Origin of the sequence: Paenibacillus algorifonticola (assembly GCF_000971975.1) — a bacterium.
Classification (GTDB): domain Bacteria; phylum Bacillota; class Bacilli; order Paenibacillales; family Paenibacillaceae; genus Pristimantibacillus; species Pristimantibacillus algorifonticola.
This window is the reverse complement of record NZ_LAQO01000022.1, coordinates 136,365-162,726: the sequence shown is the minus strand read 5'-3', so window position 1 is coordinate 162,726 and position 26,362 is coordinate 136,365. Positions and strand designations below refer to the sequence as shown.

Annotated in this window: 24 protein-coding genes and 1 pseudogene; 3 read left to right on the top strand and 22 right to left on the bottom strand. The window is 49.4% G+C overall.

Going from position 1 to position 26,362, the window contains the following annotated elements; all coding sequences use genetic code 11:
* The 3 genes from tnpA to WH37_RS24465 all read right to left on the bottom strand — a co-directional run.
* On the bottom strand, positions 1-240 hold a 240-nt coding region (tnpA, locus tag WH37_RS34955; protein WP_156182359.1), incomplete at its 3' end, for an IS200/IS605 family transposase.
* A gap of 87 nt (positions 241-327) precedes the next feature.
* Positions 328-540, bottom strand: a complete 213-nt coding sequence (locus WH37_RS37515) for a hypothetical protein (RefSeq protein ID WP_046233244.1) — start codon at positions 538-540, stop codon at positions 328-330.
* Positions 541-554: 14 nt separating this feature from the next.
* On the bottom strand, positions 555-926 hold the full coding sequence (locus tag WH37_RS24465) for a DoxX family protein (protein ID WP_052737183.1): 372 nt from the start codon (positions 924-926) through the stop codon (positions 555-557).
* 136 nt (positions 927-1,062) lie between these two features.
* Between WH37_RS24465 and WH37_RS24460 the strand changes: the two genes are divergently transcribed.
* Positions 1,063-1,410, top strand: coding sequence for a winged helix-turn-helix transcriptional regulator (locus tag WH37_RS24460; RefSeq protein WP_046233243.1), 348 nt, complete (start codon positions 1,063-1,065; stop codon positions 1,408-1,410).
* 48 nt (positions 1,411-1,458) lie between these two features.
* Here the strand turns inward: WH37_RS24460 and WH37_RS24455 are convergent, their stop codons facing one another.
* The 12 genes and pseudogenes from WH37_RS24455 to WH37_RS24400 form a co-directional block, all read right to left on the bottom strand.
* Positions 1,459-2,205 carry an SDR family NAD(P)-dependent oxidoreductase gene (locus tag WH37_RS24455; protein ID WP_046233242.1) on the bottom strand — a complete coding sequence of 249 codons (747 nt, stop codon included), beginning with the start codon at positions 2,203-2,205 and terminating at the stop codon, positions 1,459-1,461.
* Between the two features lie 57 nt (positions 2,206-2,262).
* Complete coding sequence (locus WH37_RS24450; protein ID WP_046233241.1) at positions 2,263-3,453, bottom strand: sialidase family protein; 1,191 nt, start codon at positions 3,451-3,453, stop codon at positions 2,263-2,265.
* A gap of 71 nt (positions 3,454-3,524) precedes the next feature.
* On the bottom strand, positions 3,525-4,913 hold the full coding sequence (locus tag WH37_RS24445) for a sodium:solute symporter family protein (protein WP_046233240.1): 1,389 nt from the start codon (positions 4,911-4,913) through the stop codon (positions 3,525-3,527).
* Positions 4,914-5,040: 127 nt separating this feature from the next.
* Positions 5,041-6,036 carry a 4-hydroxythreonine-4-phosphate dehydrogenase PdxA gene (pdxA, locus tag WH37_RS24440; RefSeq protein ID WP_046233239.1) on the bottom strand — a complete coding sequence of 332 codons (996 nt, stop codon included), beginning with the start codon at positions 6,034-6,036 and terminating at the stop codon, positions 5,041-5,043.
* On the bottom strand, positions 6,033-7,322 hold the full coding sequence (locus WH37_RS24435; RefSeq protein ID WP_046233238.1) for a four-carbon acid sugar kinase family protein: 1,290 nt from the start codon (positions 7,320-7,322) through the stop codon (positions 6,033-6,035). The genes pdxA and WH37_RS24435 overlap by 4 nt, the downstream gene beginning before the upstream one ends.
* A gap of 13 nt (positions 7,323-7,335) precedes the next feature.
* Positions 7,336-8,505 carry an iron-containing alcohol dehydrogenase gene (locus WH37_RS24430; RefSeq protein ID WP_046233237.1) on the bottom strand — a complete coding sequence of 390 codons (1,170 nt, stop codon included), beginning with the start codon at positions 8,503-8,505 and terminating at the stop codon, positions 7,336-7,338.
* Between the two features lie 3 nt (positions 8,506-8,508).
* On the bottom strand, positions 8,509-9,405 hold the full coding sequence (dapA, locus tag WH37_RS24425; protein ID WP_046233236.1) for a 4-hydroxy-tetrahydrodipicolinate synthase: 897 nt from the start codon (positions 9,403-9,405) through the stop codon (positions 8,509-8,511).
* A 309-nt stretch (positions 9,406-9,714) separates the two neighbouring features.
* Positions 9,715-11,439, bottom strand: a pseudogene (locus tag WH37_RS24420) (proline--tRNA ligase).
* A gap of 387 nt (positions 11,440-11,826) precedes the next feature.
* Complete coding sequence (locus WH37_RS24415) at positions 11,827-13,059, bottom strand: aminopeptidase (RefSeq protein ID WP_046233235.1); 1,233 nt, start codon at positions 13,057-13,059, stop codon at positions 11,827-11,829.
* Between the two features lie 274 nt (positions 13,060-13,333).
* A complete protein-coding gene (locus tag WH37_RS24410; RefSeq protein ID WP_046233234.1) occupies positions 13,334-13,612 on the bottom strand; it encodes a DUF2277 domain-containing protein in 279 nt (92 codons plus the stop codon).
* Positions 13,613-13,927: 315 nt separating this feature from the next.
* Complete coding sequence (hisA, locus tag WH37_RS24405; RefSeq protein ID WP_046233233.1) at positions 13,928-14,686, bottom strand: phosphoribosylformimino-5-aminoimidazole carboxamide ribotide isomerase; 759 nt, start codon at positions 14,684-14,686, stop codon at positions 13,928-13,930.
* Positions 14,687-14,756: 70 nt separating this feature from the next.
* On the bottom strand, positions 14,757-15,284 hold the full coding sequence (locus WH37_RS24400; protein WP_046233232.1) for a hypothetical protein: 528 nt from the start codon (positions 15,282-15,284) through the stop codon (positions 14,757-14,759).
* Positions 15,285-15,471: 187 nt separating this feature from the next.
* Here WH37_RS24400 and WH37_RS24395 point away from each other — a divergent pair, with 187 nt between their 5' ends.
* Together WH37_RS24395 and WH37_RS24390 are read left to right on the top strand one after the other, a co-directional pair.
* Entirely contained in the window at positions 15,472-17,313 is a 1,842-nt protein-coding gene (locus tag WH37_RS24395) for an extracellular solute-binding protein (protein ID WP_046233231.1), read from the top strand.
* 106 nt (positions 17,314-17,419) lie between these two features.
* The gene (locus WH37_RS24390; protein ID WP_331458074.1) at positions 17,420-18,277 is read left to right on the top strand and encodes an alpha/beta fold hydrolase; all 858 of its coding nucleotides are present in this window, start codon (positions 17,420-17,422) and stop codon (positions 18,275-18,277) included.
* Positions 18,278-18,326: 49 nt separating this feature from the next.
* On the opposite strand, the gene WH37_RS24385 is transcribed toward WH37_RS24390, so the two are convergent.
* The 7 genes from WH37_RS24385 to WH37_RS24355 all read right to left on the bottom strand — a co-directional run bounded on the left by WH37_RS24385 (position 18,327) and on the right by WH37_RS24355 (position 26,284).
* Positions 18,327-18,788 (bottom strand): hypothetical protein, encoded by a 462-nt coding sequence (locus WH37_RS24385; protein ID WP_046233230.1) that lies wholly within the window; start codon positions 18,786-18,788, stop codon positions 18,327-18,329.
* Positions 18,778-20,814 (bottom strand): S9 family peptidase, encoded by a 2,037-nt coding sequence (locus WH37_RS24380; protein ID WP_046233229.1) that lies wholly within the window; start codon positions 20,812-20,814, stop codon positions 18,778-18,780. The genes WH37_RS24385 and WH37_RS24380 overlap by 11 nt, the downstream gene beginning before the upstream one ends.
* Positions 20,815-20,845: 31 nt before the next feature.
* Positions 20,846-21,835, bottom strand: coding sequence for an ABC transporter ATP-binding protein (locus WH37_RS24375; protein WP_046233228.1), 990 nt, complete (start codon positions 21,833-21,835; stop codon positions 20,846-20,848).
* Complete coding sequence (locus WH37_RS24370; protein ID WP_046233227.1) at positions 21,832-22,809, bottom strand: ABC transporter ATP-binding protein; 978 nt, start codon at positions 22,807-22,809, stop codon at positions 21,832-21,834. Before WH37_RS24370 ends, WH37_RS24375 begins: the two co-directional genes overlap by 4 nt.
* A 21-nt stretch (positions 22,810-22,830) precedes the next feature.
* Complete coding sequence (locus WH37_RS24365; protein ID WP_046233226.1) at positions 22,831-23,754, bottom strand: ABC transporter permease; 924 nt, start codon at positions 23,752-23,754, stop codon at positions 22,831-22,833.
* A 17-nt stretch (positions 23,755-23,771) separates the two neighbouring features.
* Positions 23,772-24,689: an ABC transporter permease gene (locus WH37_RS24360; RefSeq protein ID WP_143088373.1), complete on the bottom strand. Its 918-nt coding sequence runs from the start codon at positions 24,687-24,689 to the stop codon at positions 23,772-23,774.
* Between the two features lie 77 nt (positions 24,690-24,766).
* Positions 24,767-26,284, bottom strand: a complete 1,518-nt coding sequence (locus WH37_RS24355; RefSeq protein WP_074904657.1) for an ABC transporter substrate-binding protein — start codon at positions 26,282-26,284, stop codon at positions 24,767-24,769.
* Positions 26,285-26,362: the final 78 nt, after the last annotated feature.

Sequence of the window (26,362 nt, the reverse complement as noted above, 5' to 3'; positions counted from 1 at the left end):
ATAGGCATTAAGGAATTTAGATATCTCTGTATTAGGATGAGTTTTCATTAATATGTGAATATGATCTTTGTCATGATTCCATTCCTTTAGAGTAATATTATAATTAATTTGAATATACTCGAAAATTTCTTTCAATCTATCGGAGATAGGATCATTAATAACTTTTCTCCTGTATTTTACAACTAATATTAAGTGATAATGAAGCAAGAACACTGAATGATTATTTGAGTCTAAATCCATTGGTTTCACAACCTTTTTTTGAGATATGACTGATTAATATCAGTCTATCGCTTAGATTGTTTGATGTCAATTTTCACAAGTCCCCATTCATCCCCCGCCTAAGAGGCGGGAGAATTCTGGCGACAGAGAAGTTAAAATTGTGAACGCAATCGTTGTATTCCGCTGCTCCCAGTGGGCGCTGAATAGCACGATTGCATTTGGCTGATACTTTTTCCCGATATTAGATAAAAACCGGGTATAATCCGATTCCACCATAGCGGACAACGGTGAACCGTGGCAAATAAAAAGGGATGGCAGCATGCTTTTTTGCCTCCTTATGGTCTGTTATTGGCAAGCAGCTTTATCTGACCCATAAGCACGATCAAAGCTAATACCAGCAAAATCGATGGCATGCCCGCTACTCCAAAGCCTTGACCAGCCTTTAAATGCGTAAATACAGCTCCAGCCATAACAACAGCTAATAATCCGCTAAAAATAGGGATCAGCCTATTTCTCCAATAGCCTATCAATAACCCCACAGCCCCCAAAATTTCAACAATTCCCACAACGTACATGAATGTTGTGCCATATCCGTAAATCTCATTGAAGGCTTCCACTTGGGTTGGATCTCCACTAACTTTCATAAACCCAAACATTAAAAATCCAAGCACAAGCAGCCCTTGCAATATCCGTACAAGCCATTTCACTGTTACGCTTCCCCCTTGAGTATGTTTAAATCATAGATGTATAATAAGCTCTAGAGTTGTTTATTAGAAGTAGGAACTTTAATTAAACCTAGTATACAAAAAGATACCTTAGATAACGAAAGAGGAGAACGATCAAATGCCCGAGGATTGTAAAGTTGAAACGGCTTTAGAAATTTTAGTTGGCAAATGGAAGCCTATCATTTTGTATCAGCTTTTTTCGCAGGGTACGATGAGATTCAGCGAGCTGCAAAAAGCATTGCCGGACATTACTAAAAAAATGCTTACCTCTCAATTGCGGGAATTAGAATATCATGACATTGTTCATCGTGAAATTTATTTGCAAATACCGCCAAAGGTTGAATATTCCATCACGGAATACGGCATGCGAATGGCACCCTTATTACAGGCAATGAACGAATGGGGAATGTCTCATATTGAGCATCTAAACGAACTATATGGAGCGGAAATGCAAGCCAAACGATGAAGCATCAAAAAAAACGACCTTGAAGGGTCGTTTTTTTGATGCTTCGAGTTAATTCATATACGTACCGCCATTTAAATTGATCGATTCACCTGTAATAAAATCGGACATGGACGAGGCAAGGAACAACACGGCATCCGCTACATTTTGCGGGGTGCCAAGCTTGCCCAGAGGGATTCGCGCGATCGCTTCCCGCCTGTATTCCTCCGTCCACTGCTGGCTCATATCCGTGTCAATCGGCCCTGGGCAAATGGCATTCACATAAATGTTGTGCTTCGCCATTTCCAGTGCCAAATGCTGCGTCAAATAATTGACTCCGGCCTTAGAAGCTCCATAAGAAGGCGCGGCATTGCGATGGGGCGTCTTCGCTGTTGTCGAGGTTACGTTGACAATTTTTCCATACTTTCGCTCGATCATAAACGGCAATGCCGCCCGGCAAAAGTATAAGGCGCTGTTTAAATTGACATCCATCACCTTCTGCCAGTCGTCAATCCCCATCTCAAGCGTGGAGCTGCGGTTGTTGATGCCAGCATTGTTGACGAGAATGTCAATTTTGCCGAAATGTCCTACCGCCGCTTCGATGACATGGCTTGCGACCTTCTCATTGGATACATCTCCCGCACAGACGATGCAGTTTCCGCCAAGCTGGCGAATTTCTCCCGCTAAACTCTCAAGCAGCTCCTCACGCGTCCCATTAATGACTACTGATGCGCCGTGCCGCGCCAGTGTCAGCGCAATGGCTCTGCCAATGCCTCTGCTCGCTCCTGTAACGACAGCAGCTTGTTCTTGCAGTAGCACACTCTTCACTCCTCTGACTTATGCCATTTTTCTTAGCAACTCTGATCCATTCCACTTCTATTCCGCAATATATGGTTCGGTAAGAACAACGTATTTAATCGCTTGCCGAAAATAGGTGAAAGCGATATGAATACTGCCATCCTTCGATTGTTTAATCGTCGGATAAGAATATTCACGGTTTAGACGCTCCTTGGAATTGTTCGTCATTGCATACCCGTCGCCCACTTCAATATTGCGTTTATACGGCCAAGTCATGCCATTATCCTTGGAAATCGCCAGCGTCATTGGCGCACGCGGCGCTCCCCAGAATGCTTGCCGTTCCTCTCCTGATGACGCTTCTGTCAGAAGAGAAGCTGCAGCCTCCTGGCCATCCTCTTCCTCGTCTTCTATTTCATCGTACAGTGAGGCGCGGCGATCCATTGAATCACTGGCGCTCATGTGATTGTATACTAGCGCCAGATCGCCATTCGCAAGCTTCGTAAATTGAATAGAGGAGTTGTTGTTAGGCAGCGATGTCGGCTCAGGCTCGCTCCACGTTCTGCCGTGATCTGCCGAATGGCTTCTATAAATATAATCCGCCCAGCGGCTGCGATACAGCGCAAGGAGTGTGCCATTATCCAGCTTCTCGATATTCATATGCACGCAGCCAAGACTGCCCGGCACTGCGACTTCCTCCCATGTCATCCCTTGATCAGACGAAATTTTCACTGCGCTGACATCTTTGTTGCCTGTCCACTTCTCGCCCGGATTCGTGTAGCAATACCAGATCGGCAGCAGCCAATCTCCATTGTCCAGTACCGTAATCGGCTGTCTGATAAAAATGCCTGGCGTATCGAACAGCGTATCAATACCGCTCCACGTATAGCCATTATCCTCCGATATGCGGCGTCTAATGACTGCCGTATCCTGATTGCCGGATTTTTGCGCCGTATAGAGCAGCCACAGTTTGCCGCCCGGCGCAGAAAATAATACCGGATTTTGCTCCGAGCGTGTCGGATCATCCGATAGCTTGACCGGCTCCGTCCACGCCGTCGCCCCTTTATTCAATCGGGACAAATAAATCGAAACATCCGGAATGCCTTCCTGTGTTCCAGCAAACCAAACGCAGAGCACATCCCCATTGTCCAGCACATGAAGAAATGAAGCATGATTTTGCACCTGATGGGATGGAATATAGGCATCGGAGCGATAGGGTTCTCCTGGTGTTGCTGTCATTTCATGATGGAAAGCAGAATGTTGTTCACTCATTAGCAATAGCCCTCCTAAAAGCAATATTTGAATTCATGCAACTCTCATTTTGTTCACTTGTTTTTGTACGCTTATTTTCGCTCTCCACCAGCAGCTCTGCTGATCAAACGGTCAATAACCATAACGATGAAAGGCGCCACGACTGCAATATACATATTATCAATGCCGAATGGATCATCGAGCAAATACCATACCGTTGTGCCCAGTGCCGCTACGGACAAACCAATTGTCGCTCCACGGTTGGAGCTGTACAACGGCAGGAAGAAGCCCATTCCCGCAACGACAGCGATAGATGCCCGCAAGGCACGGGTGAAAAAGGACAGCGTCAGCAAATCAGGAGCGAATACGACACCGATGAGCGGCAAAATGCCGATAATGACGGATGCGATACGCGTCACCTTCATTTTTTGCTCAGGCGTCATTGCTTTACGCGGTACCACGAAGTCTTCAATGACAAGTGTTGTTGTAGAGAGCGCTACAGTGGAAACCCCGACAAAAATCGAAGCGACCAGCGATGTAGCAACAATGGCACTAAGTATCGGGTGCATATGCTGCATAAACACCGGGAACGCATAAAGCGGATCAATATCCGGGTATAAATATCGCGCGCAAACGCCAATGACAGCTACAGCCAAAGCGAGCGGGAGAAACAGCAGTCCTGCATAAATCGTAGCGCGTTTAGCCGCCTTCGCATCTTTTGTAGAAGTAATCGCCTGAATAATGAACTGTGTGGAGAAAATCGTTCCCATTGTTCCTATAAGCCAAGCAATGATTGTGCTTACACCAATTTTGCCATCCCAAGTAAAGTAATAGTCAGGCAGCTCCAGCTGCATCGGCTTCAAACCGCCTGCCATATAAAGCGCAATAAAAGCTGTAAGCAAAATACCTGCGTATTTGAAGGTCGAATGGATAATCGTAATCCATGCAACCCCTTTCATTCCGCCAAATGTAAAATAGATCGTACTGATGATCATCGTAATGATCGCACAGGTCATAATCGGAATACCCAAAATGGACGATATTGCAGCAGCACCACTCAAATAGTTGCCAAGATTCACGAGCAGCAGCGCCAAAATCATAATAACGGAAACGACCAGCTTGGTCGAGGTGCCGTATTTTTCTTTAATGATGCCTGAAATCGTAAAATGCCCTGTATTATAAAAACGCGTCACGAGGAAAAAAGCGAACAGGAAGAAGCCGATTGCGCCTGCAAACAGCGACCAGGAAGCGGCAAATCCATTTTTGAATGCCGATTCCGCCGTGCCAATCGTTGATTTGGTGCCGAGAAATTCGGACATCAGCAGGACGCCTACAACAAGCGCCGGCAATGACTTAGCCGCATTATTGAATTCAGAGTTGGACTTGCTGCGCATTTTAAAAGTCAAATAGGTCGTAATCACAATATAAACCGCAATGACAATTAAAATAAATATAATCGTACTGGAACTTAATTTTTCCACCTGAAGAAAACCTCCATGCTTTCAGCTTCGGGTACCATTATGCAGGATAACGCTTACATTTCCTTTCGAAGGGGTCGGACGCAGCCGATCACCCTTTTCTTCCTTGCTTATTTGGAAGCCGCCGCGCTTATTTCGGCGACAGCTCGACAGCCGATGCAAGTGCCGCAAGCATGCTTCGCTCGTCGGCTAGATTTTTCCCTGCGATATCAAAGGCAGTGCCGTGATCAACGGATGTGCGGATAAACCCGCCTTTTAAGCCGACCGTAATATTCACGCCTTCCTCCAGCCCAAGCACTTTGATCGGCACATGGCCTTGATCATGGTAGCAGGCAATGACGATATCAAAGTCTCCGCGCACCGCCCGGTAAAATAACGTATCAGCCGGATAAGGACCGCTCGCGTTAATGCCCTCTTCAATCGCTTGATTAATGCCGGGAATGAGCTTTTCCTCCTCTTCCCCTTCACCGAACAAACCATTTTCCCCCGCATGCGGGTTAATGCCGCATACAGCAATACGAGGACGGTCATAACCCGCTCTAGTCAACGTATCATGAGCAAGGCGAAGAACGGTGAGCGTTCTCTCTGGCGTAATATTGTCAATCGCTTTTCTCAGCCCGACATGCGTCGTGAGATGAATAACCTTCAGCTTTGGCGATGACAGCATCATCGAATAATTTTGCGTATCGGTCAGCTCGGCGAAAATTTCCGTATGCCCCGGGTATAAATGACCGCCCTTGTGCAGCGCTTCTTTATTCAGCGGAGCTGTACAGACACCTTGCAGCTCGCCGGCCTGTGCCAGTTCAACTGCTTTTTTAATAAACTGGAACGCGGCATCTCCCGCAACCGCCGATACTTCGCCCTGCATTAAATCCGCGGGCAGCAAATCCAAATCAAAGCAGTCAATAACGCCCGGCTTAAATTCGCATTCCGCTGTGCTGCTCACGGTGTGAATCGTAAATGCTGCCCCTGTTTGCTCGATAGCCCTCTGAATGCTTTTGGCATCACCGATCACAACGGGACGGCATATACTCAGCACTTCCTCATGCTGCAGCGCTTTCACAATAATTTCGGGACCAACGCCAGCGGCATCCCCCATTGTAATGCCGATTATCGGCTTGCTCATATACATTCGCCTCCATGCAGTTTTTTGATGACGCGCTCCATCGTTTGATCAGAACCAAAATTTCCAGCCTTCGTGACAATATACAGACTGCGAGCTTCGTATTTGCCCAGCAGCACGCCCGGCTCCAGCTCTTCCATAAGCTCAAAGGCGGTTATGCCAAGCTGTTCCAAAACTTGATAAGCAGTATCGCCACCTGTCAAAAACAGCTTGTGAATGGCAAGCCCGCCAAAAAGCTTCACGGTTATGCTGCCAAGAGCGGCGGAAATGGCATCGCTAATCTGAATCGGTGTCATGCCCAGCAATTGGCCGACCGCTTTCGTTTCGGCCACATTATCCGAGGCGACGATAACGGTATGGCGTCCAGTTGCCAAAGCACGACTCGCCGCATCGATGACGCGATCCAGTTCAAGCTGCTTCCCAGCCTCGTCAGCGAGCAGTTTCTCGGAGCGGGCCATAATTTGCACAGCCAGCTCCTGATTCATCAAACTGTGCAGCTGCTCGCGCCCCATCTTGCTCACGCTGCCCACGACGAGCAGAACGGGATCATTCCTAACAGGCAGCGGAATATGCTGCGGCTTGTCATTTTCAGCAATGGCAAATGCTTTCGGAAGATGGTTCATTAGGCCAGCAGAGCCCACCCAGACATATTTGTAAGGCAGCTGTGCCAGTGCATTCGCCAGCCGCTCCAAATCCTCCTCAATGATCGAATCGGCGACAATATAGGTCATATTCTGTACTTTGTATACTTCAAGCCTATCTGCTAGATGTGCCTTGCCCCGGTCAATATCTGCTTTGGACAGATGAGCAACAGCCCGCCCTGTCTGGCTCGCTACCAGCTCTACAACATCGGACTGGAGCACTGGCGTCTTCGGATCGCGGCTTACCTCCGTCTCATGCAGCAGCTCACCGTTCAAATGATGAATGCGTTCAATAATTTGCCGACCGTTCTGCGGATAGCCGGGCGCGATAATCATAAAGTCCGGCTGAATCACATCGGACATGGCATTTAGCTCAGCACCAATATTTCCACGCAGCGTGCTGTCTATTTTTTTATAGATCAGGTCAAATGGCTGCTCATTTATATATTGGCTAACCTGTTTGACGATTAACGCAGCTTCATTCGCAGGCAAGGAGCGGCTTACCGTGTTGAATACAACGGCATCATAATTTGATTCCTCTGCCATAACCGGATTAATTTGAACCGATACGCGTATGCCATAACGTACCAGCTGCCCTCCACAATCGCTTGCGCCCGTCAAATCGTCGGCGACAATAGCAATTTTCACGGTAATCCTCCCTTTACTTCACTATCAGGTTGCGATAAATCATTTTCATATCGTCCAGGCTCAGCACTTTCGGGTTATTGTTTAACAGTCTGGTAACCTGCGAAGCGGATTGCGCTAATGCCTCAACATTTTCCTCCTGCACGCCATATGCGGTTAGATCCTGCGGAATGTTCAGCTTCTCCGTCCACTCGCGAATTTTCGCGATGACACGCTGGGCTACTTCCTCTGGTGTAAGTCCAGCTGTCTCAATGGCCATTGGCCCAGCAACGAGATTGAGCCGATCTACACAATGATCCATATTAAATTCCATCACACTCGGCAGCAGCATAGAATTGGCTACGCCATGCGGAATGCCATATTTGCCGCCAAGCGGATAGGCCAATGCATGAACAGCCGCTGTTCCCGCCGCCGTAAGTGCCATCCCGCCATATGTTGAGCCAAGCAGCATTTTCTCACGCGCCTCAATCGAGGAGCCATTCTCATAAGCTTCAACGATGCTCGCCGAGATCAGGCGAATCGACTCTAAAGCGAACATGTCGCTGAAATAATTGGCTTTGTTCGAAATAAAGGACTCCAGTGCATGCGTGAACGCATCCATGCCGGTTGCAGCCGTTATCGGCTTCGGCAAGCCCAGCGTCAACACCGGATCAAGAATAACGAGCTTCGGCAGCAGGTAGGGACTGACAATTCCGATTTTCAGCTCCTGATCGGGAAACGTCACAATCGCGTTCGGCGTCACTTCTGAGCCTGTACCAGATGTCGTCGGAATTAATACGGTGGCAACTCCTGGCTTAGCAACTGCATTCGTGCCAAGCATGTCGGCGATTTTTTGCTCATTCGTCATGAGCACCGATAAAATTTTGGCCGCATCCAGGACGCTGCCGCCGCCCAGGCCGATAATGATTTCATAGCGATTCCCGCTATATGCCGCGAACGTTTCTTCTATATTTTGCACCGTCGGCTCCGGCAAAATCGCCGTGCATACATCAAAGGCGATGCCCTTCTCCGTTAACTGCTGCTCAATTACGCCCGAGAAGCCCCTACGCCTAACCGTTGGCTGCGTAACAATCAAAGCGCGCTGAATGTGAGGATGAATGGCATGCAAATGCTCTTTCAGCTGCGACAATGTGTTTGCTCCGGCAATGATGCGGTCTGCTGTCTGAAATTGATAAACACTCAGCATTCGTTATCCCTCCTGATTCGTTTTATAAAATTGAACGGCTGCTTCAATCTGCTTGAGTACCTCGCCTGTCGGCTCTTGAATCGGTGCTCTTGCGGGACCGACCGGAATTCCCGATAGCTCGACTGCTTTTTTCAATGACGCAGGGATGCTCGTTAAGCCAAAAGTATCGCGCAACGGCTGTAAAGCTTGCTGCGCCGCCTGTGCTTTTTCGTAATCTCCGGCTTTCCAGCTGTTATAAATCGCAACAACCGTTTCCGGGAGCAAATTCGCCGTTGCAGCGACAGCACCGGTTCCACCAGCTTGAAGCGTTTTCAGAATGAGCGAATCGGTGCCCGCAATAACGGAAAAATGCTCGCCGCGCGTATGCGCAATATATTGCTCAATGTTGCTAAAATCTCCACTGCTGTCCTTAATGCCGACGATATTCGGCATTTTAGCCAAACGTCCCACCGTTTCAGGTGCCAGGGAAAATCCTGTTTTGGATGGGATATTGTACAGCACGACCGGAATCGATACGGCCTCGGCCACTTTACGGTAATGCTCCTCGGCTTCCTCCTGAGTCGGCGGGATAAAATAAGGCGTTATGACCGACAGCGCATCGACACCAAGCTTTTCCATCGCTTGCGAAAGCTCAATGACCTCGCGCGTGCTGTTTCCGCCACTGCCCACCATGACCGGAACGCGGCCTGCCGTTTCCTCAACAACCATTTTGGTTATGTTTAATTTTTCCTCGCGGGACAGAACATGAAATTCCCCATTCGTTCCTAATGCGAAGATACCGTTTACTTTTGCAACAATCAATCGATTTACTAGCTGCTTTAATGCAGTCTCATTTACCTCTTCATCTTTTGTAAAAGGAGTCAATAATGCGGGATAAATTCCCTCAATTGCTAGTGGCATCTCGTATCCTCCTAAACTTGTCATCCGTATAATGCGAAGCGTTTACATTAGTGAGTGTAAAACAATATGAGCTTTTTAGCAACAGTTATTTCGAAAATTTCATAAAAAACGATTATTTAGTTGCATTTTGAAACATTTTTACTGATAGGAAATGGTTTAAACGTATTTTTTCGCATCACTTTGTTTTTAAGTGACATAAAAAGAGCATCCTCTGAGGCGAGAATGCTCTTCCTATACCGCAACTTATAGTTGGATAAACAATACATACAGCTGCACAAGTTAGTTGTAACCGCAGAAAGCCCTAGCTGTCTATTCCCCAGATAAAATTTGGCGTATGCGCACGCCGGCCTCTTCGATCGTGATTAGCTCCTTCTGATTGCCGAGGCGCTGAACAAATTCGACCTTTCCCTGCTCCGCATCTTTGCCAATAACGATTCGCAGCGGAATGCCGATCAGATCCGCATCCTTGAATTTAATGCCCGGCCGCTCTTCCCGGTCATCCAGCAATACTTCCACTCCGCTGCTCTGCAGCTCCTTGTAAAGCTGCTGGGCTACCTTCATATGCGTTTCATCCTTCGCAGATATCGGAATCAGATGTACGTGATACGGAGCAAGTGCAAGTGGCCACACCATACCTGCCGCATCATGATGCTGTTCTACCGTAGCCGATAAAATTCGCGATACGCCAATTCCATAACAGCCCATAATCATTGGCATGCTTTTGCCTGCTTGATCGAGAAAAGCAGCGCCCAGCTTTTCGCTGTATTTGGTGCCCAGCTTGAACACATGCCCCACCTCAATGCCCCGGAAAAATTGCAGCTTTCCTTCGCCGCAGCGCAGACAACCATCCCCTTCTGCCGCATTGCGGAAGTCGCCAATATGCAGAGGAGTCAAATCCCGTGCAGGAACGATGTGACGATGGTGGTAATCCAGTTCATTTGCACCTGCGATAGCAGTCGTCATTTTCATAACCGCATCGTCAACCAACAATGGAAGATCGAGACCGATCGGGCCAATAAAACCTACAGGCGCGCCTGTCAGCCGTTGAATGGTATCGGCATCGGCGATAGCTGCATTTTCGGCACCAAGCGCATTTTTCACTTTAATATCGTTCATTTCATGATCGCCACGAACAAGAACTGCAACCAAGCGATCATCAACGAGACAAATCAGCGTCTTGATGATATCTGCTGCTTTAACGTCCAGTGCCTGAACCAATTCATCTATGGTCTTCATATTTGGCGTATGAAATTTTTCCACTGGCTGCTCGTTATTGATGGCCTCGCCCTCTTGCTTCACCTCAAACGTCGCTGCCGCAGACTCCGCCTTTTCTAAATTGGCAGCATAGGAACAGCTGTCGCACACCGCAATCGTATCTTCACCGATATCCGCGAGCGCCATAAATTCATGCGTCCCGCCTTCTCCGCCGATGGCTCCTTCATCAGCCTCCACTGCACGGAAATTAACGCCACAGCGGCTGAAAATCCGTTCGTAAGCCCGATACATTTTCCAATAAGAAGCGTCCAGTCCCTCCCAGTCCGCATCAAAGGAATAAGCATCCTTCATTAGAAATTCCCGGCTGCGCAGCAGGCCGAAGCGTGGACGGCGCTCGTCCCGGAACTTCGTTTGAATTTGATACAGGGTGACTGGCAGCCTCCGGTACGAGCTGATTTCATTCCGCACCAAGGAAGTAATGACCTCCTCATGCGTTGGCCCTAATGCAAATTCCCGCTCGTGGCGGTCCTTCAATCGAATCAGCTCTGGGCCGTAGACAGTTTAGCGCCCGGATTCCCGCCATAAATCAGCCGGCTGCATCGCAGGCATAAGCAGCTCCTGAGCGTCTGCCCGGTCCATCTCCTCCCGCACAATTTGCTCCACCTTGCGCAGCACAAGCCTTCCAAGGGGCATATACGTATAAATTCCCGCAGCCAGCTGGCGAATGTACCCGGCACGCAGCATAAGCTGATGGCTTATCACCTCGGCATCCGCAGGTGAATCCCGTAATGTATGAAGCAATAATTGACTTTGGCGCATGAGCCGCACTCCCCTTTTTCGACCATCATTTCGTATAAAAAAACAAAAAAGACACATCGTCAGGGACGAATGTGTCGTGATACCACCCTAGTTTGACCGCAAAGCAAACAGCAAGCCTTGCGCTCCTCAAGCACGATAACGGCATGTGCCGGCGACGGTTGAATTCCCGTCACAGCTCGCAAGGCAGGAAAAGGCTCGTTCGCGGCGAGAAACCTTTCAGCCTCTGGGTTTCTTCTCTGGACGGCGATGCTCGTGCACTTCTTTCTTGGTCAACGCTATTGCACTATATTTATAGTTGAAACCTTATAATTTCCATTACATTAACTGAAATGATGAAGCAAGTCAAGAGGCTACTTCTCAAAATAAAGCTTGATCATCACAGCGATATTAGATCGCCCAGTTGCCGCTTCGGAAAATCGGCTCCGCTGATCCATCCTGCGTGATGCCGTCAATGTTCATCTCAGCTGATCCGATCATAAAATCTTCATGCACGAGGCTGCGATTCGCCCCATGTGCAAGCAGCTCCTCTGGCGACATGGCCGTACCCCCGGCGAGATTAACCGGATATGCCTGCCCCAGCGCCAAATGACAGGAAGCATTTTCATCATAAAGGGTATTAAAGAAAATGACATTCGAGTTGGAAATTGGCGAGTTGTGTGGCACGAGCGCAACTTCACCGAGCTTCGCTGCCCCTTCATCCGTTCCCACCAAATGCGATAACGCTTCATAGCCCTGCTCAGCCGAATACTCCGTCACCTTTCCATCCTTGAACGTTAAGGAGAAGCCGTCGATAACCTGACCATTATAATTTAACGGCTTTGTGCTGCGAACCGTTCCATTCACGCCATCCTTATGCGGCATCGTAAATACTTCCTCGGTCGGCAAATTCGGATTGAACAGCACGCCTTTAGCATTCGCCTTTGCCCCGCCTAGCCAAATATGGCCTTCTGGCAAATCTATCGTTAAGTCTGTACCCGGCGCCTGATAGCGCAGCTGACGATAACGCTTGCCATTAAGCAGCTCCACCACTTGCAGCAGCTTGGCATTATGCTCGCTCCAAGCCTGAATCGGGTTTTCCAGACCGATGCGTGTCGCCTCAATAATTCTCTCCCACAGCTTCTGCACCGCTTCCTCTGGCGATACATCCGGGAATACTTTAGCTGCCCACTCCGGCGTCGCATAAGAAATGAGCGTCCATGCGTTCGAATGGTTCATCAATGCACCGCGATAGCCGCTGAGCGCTGTCGAAGCGGCTTTCGTTGCTGTCGCCACCCGATTGGAATCTACACCATTCAGCAACTCTGGATTCGGCGAATAAATGGTGATAAATGCCGCTCCTTGCTCCACATACCCTTCCCACGCCTTAGCGCGCCACATTGGGTATTCGCCGAACGCCTCTTCCGGCGCCATTTTGTACTTAATGCGAGTAAGCTCCTCATCGTTATACTCCACTTGTACATGCTTGGCTCCTGCTTCATAAGCCTTCGCGGCAATCAGCCGTGCCAGCGGAGCCGCTACTATCGGTGTCATGAGCACAACCGTCTGCCCTTTTTGGACATTGACGCCCGTTCTGACGGCCAAAGCCGCGTAATTTTCTAATTGCTGCTGTGTAGGATTCATATGTAAAATTCCCCTTTTCATTTGGATAAGTGTATAAAGCACATTTGTAAAACAATCGCGAACTTACTTTCATTATAATCATCTTTACAGATGATCTCAAATGCTGCTAACCTACGGCCGTTCCACAAGCTTTAAAAGCTTTTGCGCAAGAATAGCTATTCCCATAAGCGACAACCTTCCATTTCATACGAGAATCCACAGCTCCTTCCATTATCATAAAAAAAGGAGATAGAGGCACAAGCTCCATCCCCCCATCTCCTGTTGATTTATGCTTTTATTCGTTGCCTGTGCCAAACCGTTTGGCTGATTTGGCGCGGGCACGCTCCATCTCTATTTCGCGATTGCGCGGCTCTGCATTCGTCACTAGCGATCCCATCAGCTTTCCCGCCGCAGCCGCCACTTCTGCAACAGCGATCCGAAAAGCTTCCTCATTCGCTTTCGATGGTGCGTTATAGCCGGATATTTTGCGTACAAATTGCAGCGAAGCCGCCATAATTTCGTATTCCGTCGCTGGAGGGTCAAAGTTAAACAAAGGCTTAATATTTCGGCACATTTTCATTCTCCTCTTGTCGTTGATCGCATATTAAATAAGTTGAACGATTGATAAGCATGATGTCGATGGTCGTCACTGCGAGAAAGGCTGGACCTCCGGCCGCTGTTGTTTTCTGATTTCTTGATTCTATTCCTCACTGAGGATGAAATCTGAAAACAATAGCCCAAGCTTACGATGATGCTTTCCTGCGGTAAGCTTTAGGCGGACGCTGAGCACATGCTTACGAAGCGGCTTTCCTACGGATAGCTGTGGCTCTCTCCAGTTCCAACCTTTCTCTCCGTTCCTCCCCGGCCCTATCGCTTTCTTTCATTCAACTTATATCGCTAGGCAATAAGCAACAACCTGCTCGTAAGGCAATGCGCCGCCGTAAATATCCAAAGCGCTGCCGATCGTAATATCCAGCTTCCCGCCAGAGAGGCTATGGAATAGTTCTAAGTCAGCCAGCGAACGAGCGCCACCCGCATAAGTACAAGGGATCGTAACCCATTCCGCCAACGCTTTCACCAAACTTTGCTGGATGCCGCTCTGCTTGCCTTCAACATCAACGGCATGAATGAGAAACTCATCGCAAAACTGCTCAAGCATACGAATATTAGCCTCATTCACTTCAAAATCACTGAACTGCGTCCATTGGTTCGTCACCACATACCACTTGCCATCACGCTCTTTACAGCTCAAATCAATCACTAATCGGTCTTTGCCAACCTCAGCGACGATCGTCTCCAAGTTGTCTCGATTAAGCTGCCCATTACTGAAAATGTAAGAGGTCACAATGACATGCGAGGCGCCTTGCGCGAGGTAGTGCTGTGCATTGCCTGCATTTATGCCCCCGCCAATTTGCAAACCGCCCGGATACGCCTGAAGCGCGCGAATGGCTTCCTCCTCGTTGCCGCCGCCCAGCATAATGACATGACCGCCAACGAGCTGGTCCTTCTTGAACATTTCGGCATAATAAACGGATTGATGGCTGGAGACGAAATTTTCCACGACCGCCTGCTTGTCCGTACTGAGCGTCTCGCCAACGATTTGCTTCACTTTTCCATCATGCATATCAATACAAGGTCTGAATTTCAATGTGATTCCCCCAAAGTTGAGCCGAATTATGAATTCGTGTTATTTTTCATTCATACTTGCCTTAAAGCTGTTATTCCTTCCAGTAGCCATCGTTCTTGATGGTGTCTATGCTGATTTGCGCACGATTGTTTAGCGATCTCTTGTCTCTCAGCTTAAAAAGGGACAACTCATGCCCCGGATCAATGACTAGCGGCTTTTTCATAATATCCTCCAGCAAATGCAGCGCTGCTTCATAAGCCTCAAATCGGACGGAATCGGAAATCGTTTGACGTATCGCCTTAATCATTTCAATCACATGCTCCGCATACATCAGCTTGACGATGCTGTCCGCACTCATTAATTGCTTCGTAATGAAAGCAACCACATTTTTTATAATTCGCTCATCACTGTGTACCTTCACAATGGCTAGCAGCGAAGCCGCCGCATCCCAGTCCCGAATCGATAATTGCTTTGTGCAGCTGTCTATACATTCGTTATACCATTCGAGCTCTACTTCCCTATCAATCTCGAACTGCTTGTACGCTTCATAGACGCTTTCCCGGCGCATGCTCATAAAGCTGCCGAGATGCAGAAGGAATAGCTCCTTCGCTCTTTCCATTATTCATTTCCTCCTACATGTTTAGAGGCACTTGCCTTGTCCCTTCCCATTATAAATTTTATTGGACGGGATTCCAACCGATTTTATTAGCTTTTATCACCAATCATTCGTATAAAACTGTAACCTTTCGCCCTAAATTACGTCTAGTAGTTATTGCCATTATTTATAATGAAAGTGAGGACGACTAATGAACCGACGTTTACTTCACATAACCAAGCTTGCTGGCCTGACGCTAGTCGTTGCTGTAACCGCATTCACCGCTGTCTCTGACGCTTCTGCTAACATGTCCAGCCCATGGACGGACGATACCGCTTCTGAAAATAATACGGCGCGATCGCATGTTTCCGTCTCTTTTCAAAATACGCCTGTCAGCCTTCCCCTGCCTCCGAAAATGCTAGATGGAACGATCATGGTTCCCGGAAAAGCGGTTCTGGAGGGCCTCGGCTACACGATCACCTGGCACGCAGCCGGAAAGCAGCTGACAGCTGAGCACCCGAGCAAGCCCAGGCTCGTATTTTGGGCGGATCGCAAGGAAGCTGAACTTGGCGGCAAACCGCTTAGCCCTTTGAAAACCGCGCCCTACCTGGATCAAAAAATGATCTGGCTGCCGCTGAGGCTCGTTGCGGAGGCATCCGGACTGAGCGTCACCTGGGACGCCTTCAATCGAACGGCATTTGTGAGCGATCCGCAAGCTCTTCCACAGTTTAGCGTGATGACGCGGCCAAATGACGGTACGGTAGCTCCGCCTACGCCGCTGCTCAAATATATGCAGGAAAATATGAATGTCGATGTGCGCCTGCAATTGGCTGATCCTGAATTGTATAAGCAAAAAACGGCCGTCATGTTTGCTGCAGGCCAGCCCGCTTCCATTATGCTGCTGGAAGATCCGTATCAGTACAACGATGAGCTGCTGGAGAGCCTGGCGGTTGATTTGACGAAGCAGCTGGAAGCTTTTCCACGTTTAAAGGCACTTAGCGGCAATAACGCTTGGGGAGGCCGAGTCATTGATGGCAAGCTTTATGGCATTGCCCGCCCCGGCGATCATCATGACGCCCCTTTTCCCGCCATTAGGCAGGATTGGCTGGATAAGCTGAATTTGGCGCAGCCCAAAACGATGGATGAACTATATGAGGTATTGAAGCAATTTACGTTTAGCGATCCGGATGGCAATGGCAAACAGGACACAATCGGATTATCCGGATATACGTATGACGCCGGACTAGGAACGTTGTCCTGGGTCGAGCATGCTTTTACAGAAAGCCCTGACCGTTTCTCCATAAAAGAGGGCAAGCTGATTGATCATGCCGTCCAGCCTGAACAGGCACTGGCACTGAAATGGCTTGCCCGCGCTTATCGCGATGGGCTGGTGGACAAAGAATTTGCAGTTAGAACCGGGGAACAGACGAAAGTCCGCCTGAGCGAAAATCTCACAGGCCTTGCTGCCATGAGCGTCACCGAAGCAGCTCAGCTTTCTACCGGACAAGCGGTGTGGGTGCCACTCTCAGGCATTCAGGCTACTACATCGAGTCCAATGATTGCTCCATGGAAGCTGGAGGGAAATGGGATGTACATCATTAGCAGAATGTCGAGGACCGATCCTGAGCTTATGTTGAACTGGCTGAATCGCGGCTATGAAATGACGGAGAAAAACGAATGGGGTGCAATTGCCGAGCTTGGTGCCGCTGACTATTCTGCCATCAATCATTTGTTCGGACAAACCGATATGCTGAAAGGCAATCAGAGTGTGGCAGCGTTGCCTGCCAACTTACAGAGCGCTTACGAGGCAGCAGTTTCCGAGTGGAGCAAAACCTCATATGCTGACACGACTTTGCCACAGCTTAACAGCTTTTGGAATCAAGGGAAATATGCCGATCTAAACAGCAAGCTGGTGCAATTTAAAATCAAAGTCATTTTGGGCGCAGCAACGATTGAAGAATGGGAGCGTTATGTAGCCTCTCTAGTGGCGAATGAAGAATATAAGCTAATGATCGCCGATATTCATATGCACATTACGGCGCGGGCCAAGTAGCAGGCTGGCTAGGAACGTTATTATAGGCAGCTTATCTTGCTGACCATTAACCTATTCACAAATCTGGGCATATAGTGGAGCATCTTAGTTTGAGAGGAATATGAAGATGCATGCTACTTATGCAAGCCATAATCACCATCACTATCGCACGTATCCGATGAAGGGCTGGCAAGCCCAGCCTCATCATGCCGCCATGCATATGAAAATACAGCCCGCGGAATCACAGCAGCCGCTTACCTTTGTTCTCATCCACGGCGCTTGGGCGGATGCCAGCTTTTGGGACGAAACCGCCGCCGAATTGCGGAAAATGGGCCATATCGTGTACACGCCAGAGTATCCCGGACATGGCAAGGATCCGAACAAAGCGGTAACCCACGCGATGTTATCTCGTTCGATCGCAGATTTCATTATTGCCCATCACTTGCGGCATATTGTCCTAGTGGGACATAGCTTTGGCGGTTCCTTAGTTCAAAAAGTGGCGGAGCTTGTTCCGGACCGCCTGAAACGGCTCGTATTTTTCAACGCCTTCGTGCTGAATGACGGGGAAATGGTCGCGGACGAGTTCCCGCCCGCTGCCCAGGCCCTTTTTCAACAGCTGAGAGAAAGCTCTAAGGATGATACGATTATGCTGCCTTTTCCTTTTTTTCGGGAAGCCTTCGTTAATCTTGCAAGCCTGGGTCTAGCCAAACATATGTACAGCCAAATTTCCCCAGAGCCCGCCGGACCATCTTATGAAAGGCTGGACCTCAAAAAATTTTACAGCCTGACTACCCCCAGAAGCTATCTGTACCTCACGGAAGATAACGTCATGCCACAAGATAATCAAATGTATGGCTGGCATCCCCATATGTCCGGCAGACTGGGCTTATTCCGGCTTATTAAAGGGCATGGCGACCATCTGTCTACCGCAAAAACCGAGCCGCTCATGCTTGCGCAGAAGCTATATGAGGCAGGGCGCGACTAACGCACCCCATAGAAAAAGGCAGCCCGCCGGCTGCCCTTCCCTCCACACCTCAAAAACTACTTTCCCGCTTTAAATGAATGGAAAACAAGCTTCTCCCACTTTCATCAGCTTCCCTGTCTTGAACTACCTGCCACTGCCGATGAATAAGGGCTTGCAGCTCTTTTGCCGCGTGCTCATCCAGCACAAAACCTCGCACTCCATCGTCCATGCTTCTATAATCCCGCTCCGCTTGAAGGCTGAAGCGGAAACGAAGCAGCTTCTTCAAACCATTCAAATGCAAAAAACCGAATTCATAGCCGCTGCGGAAAGCTTCCTCCAAATCGATATGCAGCTCCTCAGCAAGCTGGACCCGCTCTACGAATGCCATTGAAGGCTCAGCCGTTCTTTCGATAATGGATGAGAAATCCTTGCTTCGTATACAAGCCGCAATATGCGCATCCGATTCGCCGCTAGTCCGGCAGTTCTCAACTAGCAAAGCGAGCGGCAGCGGCAATTGCATTCTATGCTTCATCTGGCATTCCTCCTGTTCCCCCAGCTGCGGCAAGATGCTTATCCAGCCAAGCATTCACTTCGCGAAGTGCCTCCACGCGATAGGAAGGTTTTCCGCTTTTGAGGAACGCATGATTGGAGCCTGGATAACGAATGAGCATCGCTTGCTTGCCTAACCGCTTAAGGGCGGTGTACCACTCGTCAGATTGCCCGACCGGGCAGCGAAAATCCTGTTCACCGTGCATAATGAGCACTGGGGCCTCCACTTGGCTCACATAGGTGAGCGGCGATTTTTCCAATAGCAATGCCTGCTGCTCCCAAGGGTTCCCTCCCACGATGCCTTCTGTATAGGAAATGCCGATATCGCTCGTCCCGTAGAAAGAAAGCCAATTCGAAATACAGCGCTGTGACACGGCGGCACGGAAACGGTTATTATGAGAAATGATCCAGTTGGTCATTAACCCTCCGTAGCTGCCTCCCATCACTCCCAAGCGCTCGGCATCGATATAATCAAATCGTTCAAGCGCCGCATCAACGGCGTCCATTAAATTACGGTAGTCCCCGCCGCCGAAATCACCTCGGCAGCTCTGCGCGAAGCTCTGTCCATAACCGAAGCTGCCGCGTGGATTTATATAGAGAACTGCGTATCCAGCAGAAGCCAATGTTTGCAGCTCATGACTATAGGTTGGAGCGTACATCGCATGCGGGCCGCCGTGAATGACGAGCACCAGCGGTGCCTTTCCGCCCTGAGGGAGCGCTTGCGGTCGCATCATCCATCCCTGGATGCGGTCGCCATCCGTGGAATCGAACCAGAATGCCTCAGGAAAGCTGATTTCCAGCTCCTCCATTGCCGCCTTATTCCAAGATGTCAATCGCAGCTCTTCCCCGCTAAGCCGATCCAATCGGTAAAGCTCGCCCGATCCATGAGCATCCATAGATAACACAATGAAGTAGCGGGAATCTCCCGTTTCTGCAAACTGGTAAATGTCGCGTTCTCCCGACGAAACCGCCTCTGGTTCTCCTCCATCCCTGAACCGATAAAGCTGGGCTTGTCCATGATAAGTACCTATGGCAAATACACTCGTTTCATCAGCAGCAAACGACGGACCGGGCATAACAGCAGCTGTGCGCATGTCGTTCAAAATATAATTGCCTACCTGAACATCCGTCTCCCGCCATGCGACAGGAGTTCCCCCGGTACTCGGCACCGTATAGACGTTGCTTTGAGTGCCGCTGCCATACTTGCGGTCTTCGGCAATGAGGGCAATGGTGCTGCCATCCGGCGAATAGCTGAACTGGCTGATATTAAGTGAAGCAGCCGTAATCCGGCAAAGCTCCCCGCCAGCTGCGCTGACCGTAAACAAATCCTGATAGGAGATTAAATCTGGGTCCAGCCTGGGATCCTCTATTTTTTTGCTTAAAAAAGCAAGCTTGCTCCCATCCCCCGTCCACACAGGCTGGGATACATTAAACGTACCTGACGTAAGCTGGGTCACTTTTCCGCTCATTACCTCAACCCGAAAAAGCTGGCTGTATCTCCCGTCCCACCAGCCTGATCCTTCGGCTTTCGGAATCGTCCGCTCATAGCTTCGGCCACGGCGGCCTTCCTGCTTGCGGATTTCGTCCTGCGTGAGTTTTTCCTGCGATTCTTCCTCGCTCATTCGGCTCGTATAGGCGATTGTGTTCCCATCCGGTGACCAGACGAAAGCGGCGACCCCTTGCTTTGTCGATGTAAGCTGGACAACAGTGCCGTCACTCACATCTGCCAGCCACACCTGCTTGCCGTTTTCGTTTACCCGCAAAAAGCCAAGCTTCAGGCCGTCAGGCGACCAGCTCGGGGCAAAATCCTTGGAGCCATCGGTTAATGGAGCATCCTCTTTGCCATCTATCGAAACGACGCGAATATGCGTCTTATAATCGTTTTTGTCCTGATCTATTTCTTTGTACACATAAGCTACTGAAGAAGTGACCGGATGAATAGACGGATCGCTGATCCAGCTGTAACGGTATAAATCCTCAGGCTCGATTAAGCGTTTAGGCTCGGGCATATAAGCGCCTCCTCTTGATCTTAGCTTTAGTCTAGTTCAGCGGAAAATGACAGGCCGCCATGTGCCGGGAGCCGGAAGGCTTCAAGGCAGGGGCTTCTATTTTGCATATAGGCTGCACATAAGGACAGCGAGGATGAAAGGCACAGCCAGTCGGCGGATTAACGGCGCTCGGCAATTCCCCAGACAAGACGATACGCTCCTTGCGAAACGTCGGATCAGGCACGGGAACAGCCGACAGCAAAGCCTGCGTGTACGGATGCTTCGGTCCCGCGAACAAGTCGTCACGGTCCGCAAGCTCGACAATCCGCCCCAAATACATGACCGCAATGCGGTCGCTAACATGCTTGACGGAAGGCAAGCCGTGGGCGATAAAAATATAAGTGAGCGAAAATTTCTGCTGCAGCGATTTCAGCAAATTTAAAATTTGTGCTTGAATGGATACATCCAGTGCCGATACCGGCTCATCACAAACAATCAGCTTCGGCTTAAGCGCCAGCGCCCTAGCGATACCGATTCGCTGGCGCTGCCCGCCGCTGAACTCATGAGGATAGCGGTCCAGCTGATGCGCACCAAGTCCTACTGTCTCCAGCAGCTCTACAACCTCGCTTTGCAGCTCGCGCCCTTTCGCCAGACCATGAATTTTGAGCGGCTCACCGACAATATCCTTAATGGTCATTCTCGGATTCAGCGAAGCATAGGGGTCTTGAAAAATAATTTGCAGCTCCCGCCTTACATGCCGGATGTCCTGCTCATTCATTCCCGTAAGACGCCTGCCTTCAAACCAAATCTCGCCAGACGACGGCTCAAGCAGCTGCGCTACCATCTCGCCCGTTGTTGATTTGCCGCAGCCAGACTCGCCGACGATACCCAGCGTTTCGCCTTGATTGATCGCAAAGCTCAAGCCATCTACAGCGCGGACATATTCGTTGCTGCGGGCGAACCATCCCCGTTTCAAAGCATAATGCTTGCGCAAATCCTTCACTTCCAAAAGGGGGGAAGGATTAAAGTCGCTCCCGCTCATAATGACACCTCCTCGCTTTTCAGGCATCTTGCATAATGACCTTTGCCCACTTGCTCAAGCTGTGGCTTGATAACGGTACATTCGCTGCCCGCATAGGAGCAGCGGGGGTGAAACGGGCAGCCGCTTGGCATATCCAGCAAATTGGGCACCATGCCGGGTATCGATGCGAGCTGGTCCCTCTGTTCGTCCATTCTTGGCAAAGAACCGAGCAGACCGACCGTATAAGGATGCTTCGGAGCAGCGAACAAATCGGCGACTGATGCTTCTTCGACGACTTCCCCTGCATACATAACGACGACCCGATCCGCCATCTCCGCTACAATGCCTAAATCATGCGTAATTAAAATAACGCCCGTATGCTGATCCTTGCTGAGCGTTGAAATTAAATCTAATATTTGCGCCTGGATGGTCACATCCAGCGCTGTTGTCGGCTCATCGGCAATGAGCAGCTTAGGCTCACAGGCGAGCGCCATCGCGATCATGACCCGCTGCCGCATCCCTCCAGACAGCTGATGAGGAAATTGGCCAACCAGCTTGGAAGCATTGGCGATACCTACGCGCTGAAGCATGTCCACACTTTTCTGCCTGGCCTCCGCTTTGCTTGCGCCTTGATGGATGCGAAATACTTCCGCTAGCTGATTGCCAATCGTAAACACAGGATTAAGCGACGTCATTGGCTCTTGAAAAATCATCGACATTTCGTTGCCGCGAAGCTTCCGCAGCTCCTTGCGAGAGAGCTTCACCAGATCGCGCCCTTGGAATGTAATTTCCCCGCCTGTTATAGCACCGGGAGAAGCGATGAGCCCCATAATGGAAAGCGACGTGACGCTTTTGCCGCAGCCGGATTCCCCTACAATCGCAAGCGTTTCCCCCTCTTCGACGGAGAAGCTTACACCGTTCACGGAAGGAATCACGCCTTTATCTGTTTTAAAGCTCGTATGCAAATTTTTAACTTCCAGCAAAGGTGTCGGCATATTGCTCCCTCATTTCCCTTCTTATTCCTTCGATTTCATGCGAGGGTCCAGCATATCGCGAAGCCAATCTCCGAAAAAGATAACGCCTAGAACCGTAATCGTAATGGCAAGTCCCGGAAAAGTAGCAACCCACCAGCTTGTAGCCAAATATTGGCGTCCATCGCTCAGCATCCCGCCCCAGGAAACAGCAGGCGGCTTAATTCCAAGCCCTAGAAAGCTAAGTGACGCTTCCATAATAATCGTCGTTGCCACGCTCATCGTGGAAATAATGATGAAGGATGACAGTACATTCGGCAAAATATGGGTAAAAATAATTCGGCCATTACGTGCGCCTAACGCTCTCGCAGCTTTCACAAAATCCCGTTCCTTCACACTGAGCACTTCCCCGCGGACAACCCGCGCATAGGAGACCCAGTTGGTGACCCCAATAACGAAGATTAGCGTTCCAAGTCCCGGTCCAAGTACGGCGAGCACAACGAGCATAAACAAAATAGCCGGAATAGCGATAAACGCATCGGCGACCCTCATAATAATGGCGTTTACCCATTTGCCATAAAAGCCTGCAAGCAAGCCTAGCAACGCCCCGATTGCACCTGACAGCAGGACGGCTCCGATTCCGACAATTAAAGATACTTGCGAGCCATAAACAATTCGGCTCCAAATATCCCTGCCCAAATTGTCCGTCCCCAGCAAATGGTCAGGAGCGCCCCCCTCCAGCCACATCGGCGGAAGCAGCCTCTGCGCCGGGCTGATCTTCGCCGGCTCATGGGTGGCAAATAACGGCGCGCCGATGGCAATGATGCACACGACGAGTACGATCAAAATGCCAAGTGTGCCTGTCTTGCTTTTCAAAAGCGACTTCATGCCGTGCCGCCATTTGCCTTCCGTTTCCTCAGGCTGCTTTCCCGACAAGCCATCCGCTTGCGATTTGGATAATAACGACATCTGCCTCACCTCTGGCTTTAACTGTATTTAATGCGCGGGTCCAGATATCGGTATACAATATCCGTTAATAAATTCACAGCCAATACGATGATGGCAATGACGAATACGGCCGCCTGTACAATCGACATATCATGCGTATTTACGGCCGACACCAGCAGTTGCCCAAGACCCGGCCATGAGAACACGGTTTCGGTTACGAGCGTCCCGCCAATCAGGCTTGTAAATTGCAGGCCCATAATCGTAACGACCGGAATAAGTCCATTGCGCAGCGCATGCTTGAAAATGACGATGGTCTCCAGCAGCCCCTTGCTTCTCGCCGTACGGATGTATTCCTGATTCAAAATCTCCAGCATGCTTGCCCGAATGAGCCTCGTCATTTGCGCCGCAATGCCAGCTCCAAGCGTTATGGCCGGAAGAACAAGATGCTCCGGCCCGCCCTTTCCGGAAACCGGGAAAATGCCCAATATAACCGAAAATAATAAAATCAGCATAATGCCCGTCCAAAAATTCGGCATCCCTTTACCAAGCGCAGATAGACCTGAAATAAATAGATCCAAATAAGTGTTGCGCTTCAGCGCCGAAATAATGCCCAGCGGAATGGCCAGCAGCGTTGCAATCAGCATTCCCGCTCCAGCAAGCTGGAAACTGGCAGGCAGCCTTTCCAGCACAAGCGGCAAAGCTGATTGTCCGTAATGGAAGGAATGTCCGAAATCTCCCTGGACAGCATTATAGAGAAATAGGCCGAATTGAATATATAGCGGCCGGTCCAGCCCAAGCGCCTTTGACAGAACAGCCCGGTCTTCCTCTGTAGCCGTTTCCGGCAGCATCAGATTGACCGGGTCACCTGTAACATGCACAAGCACAAAAACGATGGCGGAAATGAGAAATAGAACCGGCACCATTTGCAGCAAAGATTTAACAATGTATTTGCCCACTGAACGGCCCCTCTCCCTGTAATGGATTAAAGCAAAAGGAAGGGAATAGAACGCTATTCCCTCCTTTATGGTTGATGCTATTTCAGCGTGATGTCTTCCGCATAATACATTTCATCGAGCCTTGGCGTGTAGCCGATACCTGCTCCGATGCCGTAAATGCCTTTCATTTGATACAAATAAATGGTAGGACGGTCCACTGTAAATTGCTGCTGAACCTTCTGGTATTGCTTCTCGCGATCGGCTAAATCCATATTTTGCAGCGCCGATTGCAGCAGCTCTTCTACTTCTGGATTATTATAATCTGTCTCGCCAGCTGCATTTTCTTTCTTGAAGCGGTTATAATTGTTCGAAGCATCAAATAAGGAATTCCCTACGCCAAGCAGGAACAGCTCGTTAAATTTCTTCGAGTTCAGCTTCTCGCTGAAGCTGCTAGCTTCCAAAATTTCCAGATTGACTTCAAAGCCTACATCCGTAAGCATCGCGGCTACGACCTCAGCCACTTCTTTATATTGAACGGCGGATGAGAACGACACTTTCGCGCCATTTTCATAACCAGCTTCCTTCAATAATGCTCTCGCACGCTCTTGGTCGTACACAAACGTATCATACAAGCTCGGATCTGAACCGAAGTTTCCAGGAGTAACCGAAGTTCTAGTCGGAATTCCTGCACCGCCAGCTATGCTGTCAATAATAACCTGATTGTCAATTGCGAGTTCAATCGCTTCGCGGACCTTTGGATCGGCGGTAATCGAGCCTTCCGTCATACGCATAATGATATGAAGCACACGCTGAATTTTCGCCTGTTCTACACTTAGGCCATCGACACCATCAATACGCGCAATGTCCGTTGATGGAACGCCAGCGGCAATATCAACTCCGCCTGTCAGCAGCTCGGAAACCCGAGTCGACGCTTCAGGAATGGAGCGGAAAACAACATTTTCCCATTTCGGCGTTCCACCGAAATAATCGGCATTTTTCACCAGCTCAATGCGGTCATCCTTCGTCCATTTGGAAAATTTATAAGGGCCTGTGCCTACCGGAGCTTTCAAGAAAGCTTCGATGCCGTTTTCCTCAATATATTTGGAAGGCAAAATGCCAGCTCCCATACGGGACAAACGATTAAGCATAATAGGGTCTGGCGTTTCAGTTACAATGTCAACCGTATAATCATCAATAATATTGACTTCTTTAATATGCTTGTAATACGTATTTTGCTTCAACGTGCTGTCCTTTGCGACACGCTCAAGCGAGAACTTTACATCCGCTGCTGTGAAAGGGTCGCCATTGTGGAACTTGACGTCGTCACGCAGCTTCAATCTCCATGTCGTATCATTAACCTGCTCCCACGAAGTGGCAAGCACGGGCACTTTGTTTTGCTCCGCGTCATTTTTCAGCAAATAATCAAACACATTGACAAGAACCGCTTCGCTCATCGTATTGTTGTTGTTATGAGTATCAAAGCTTTCAATATCCGTCGCGTTAGCGATCGTTAAAGTTGTTTTGTCCCCGCCTGCTGGAGCGCTAGCCGTCCCGCCATTCGTTTGCGTCTCATTCGTCGTCTCTGCGGCGTTGCCGCAACCTGTAACAACCAGCATAACCGCAATTATTACTGCAAAGCCCTGTACATACCATCTTTTCAAATCACACAACCTCCTGAAATTCGTTTTAGTTTG